The sequence below is a fragment of the Streptomyces sp. NPDC059695 genome, from assembly GCF_042733785.1.
Lineage (GTDB): Bacteria > Actinomycetota > Actinomycetes > Streptomycetales > Streptomycetaceae > Streptomyces.
Window position 1 is genome coordinate 80,395 of record NZ_JBHWFF010000019.1, and the last position, 1,786, is coordinate 82,180.

The window sequence follows — 1,786 nt, forward strand, 5'->3', positions numbered from 1 at the left end:
CGCCTCCGCGGGGTGTGGGTCGCGACCACCCAGCCGCCCCCCCCCCCCCCCGGGACGGTGAAGCACGCCCGCACCCCCACACCGGGCACCCGTCCCCCCGCGCCGCACCCCCTCCGCGGCACACCTCCGCCCCACCGCTCCACCCCGCACCGAGCCGCACCTCCTGCACTTCGCACCGCTTCGCACCACCTCCATGAACCCCGCGTCACCGCCGACGTGTAACCGACCGGAGGAACCGCCGTGGCCGCCAAGCCCCAGGTTCGCAATGCAACAGAAGCAGGCTCCGCTCCCGAAGACCGCGAGAAGCATCCGGTCGACGAGACGCTGCCCCCACTCAAGATGCTCACCAGCGGCCTCCAGCACGTCGCCGCGATGTACGCGGGCGTCGTCGCCCCGCCCCTGATCGTCGGAGCGGCCGTCGGCCTCTCCGGCACCGAACTCACCTTCCTCACCGGCGCCAGCCTCTTCACCGCCGGCCTCGCCACCTTCCTCCAGACCCTCGGCGTCTGGAAGATCGGCGCCAAGCTGCCGTTCGTCAACGGCGTCACCTTCGCCGGCGTCGCGCCGATGCTCGCGATCGTCGACACCACCGAGAACAAGGCCGACGCCCTCCCCGTGATCTTCGGGGCGATCATCGTCGCCGGACTCCTCGGCTTCGCCGCGGCCCCCTTCTTCTCCCGGCTCGTGCGCTTCTTCCCGCCGGTCGTCACCGGCACCGTGATCACCCTCATAGGCGTCTCCCTCCTCCCGGTCGCCTTCGGCTGGGCCCAGGGGCCCAACCCCGCGGCCAAGGACTACGGCTCGACCACGTACCTCTCGCTCGCCGGCATCACGCTCGTCGTGGTCCTGCTGCTCCGCCGCTTCACCCGCGGCTTCCTGAAGCAGGTCGCGGTCCTCGTCGGCCTCGTCCTCGGCACGCTCATCGCCATCCCGTTCGGGGTCACCGACTTCAGCCCGGTGCAGGAGGCCGACATCGTCGGCTTCCCGTCCCCCTTCCACTTCGGCGCCCCGCAGTTCGCCCTCGCCGCGATCATCTCGATGTGCGTGGTCATGCTGGTCTCCATGACCGAGTCGACCGCCGACATGCTGGCGCTCGGCGAGATCGTCGAGCGGCCCGCCGACGAGAAGACCATCGCGGCCGGGCTGCGCGCCGACACCCTCGGCTCCGCGATCAGCCCGTTCTTCAACGGCTTCATGTGCAGCGCCTTCGCGCAGAACATCGGCCTGGTCGCCATGACCAGGATCCGCAGCCGCTTCGTCGTCGCCGCCGGCGGTGGCTTCCTCGTCCTGATGGGCCTCTCGCCGGTCGCCGCCTCGCTCATCTCGGTCGTGCCCCGGCCCGTCCTCGGCGGCGCCGGTGTGGTCCTCTTCGGCTCGGTCGCCGCGAGCGGCATCCAGACCCTGGTCAAGGCCGGCCTGGAGAAGGACAACAACGTGCTGATCGTGGCGGTCTCACTGGCCGTCGGCATCATCCCGATCACCAAGCCGGAGTTCTACCACGCCTTCCCGGAGACGGCGCAGATCATCCTGGACTCCGGCATCTCCACCGGCTGCGTCGCCGCCGTCCTGCTCAACGTGGTCTTCAACCACCTGGGCCGGGGCCGCGACGCCGACGAGGTCACCGCGCCCATGGAGCCGGGCGACGAGATCTCCGGCAGCGCCTCGGCGAAGGCGGCGCACGTCCACTGAGCCCGCTCCTCGTCCCACCGCCCGGGGCCGGGGGGGGGCGCCCCCCCCGGGGGGGGGGCGCGGGGGGGGGTGTAGACAAAAACACACACACCCCCAC

General features: G+C 71.5%; 1 protein-coding gene. It reads left to right on the plus strand.

The window, feature by feature from the left end:
- The first annotated feature begins 339 nt into the window (after window positions 1–339).
- The gene (locus ACFV2S_RS23620) at window positions 340–1,689 is read left to right on the plus strand and encodes a nucleobase:cation symporter-2 family protein (RefSeq protein ID WP_385562670.1); all 1,350 of its coding nucleotides are present in this window, start codon (window positions 340–342) and stop codon (window positions 1,687–1,689) included.
- Window positions 1,690–1,786 lie beyond the last annotated feature (97 nt).

Coding starts and splice junctions, on each gene's coding strand:
- ACFV2S_RS23620 (WP_385562670.1), top strand. CDS start 340: ATGCTCACCAGCGGCCTCCAGCACGTCGCCGCGATGTACGCGGGCGTC.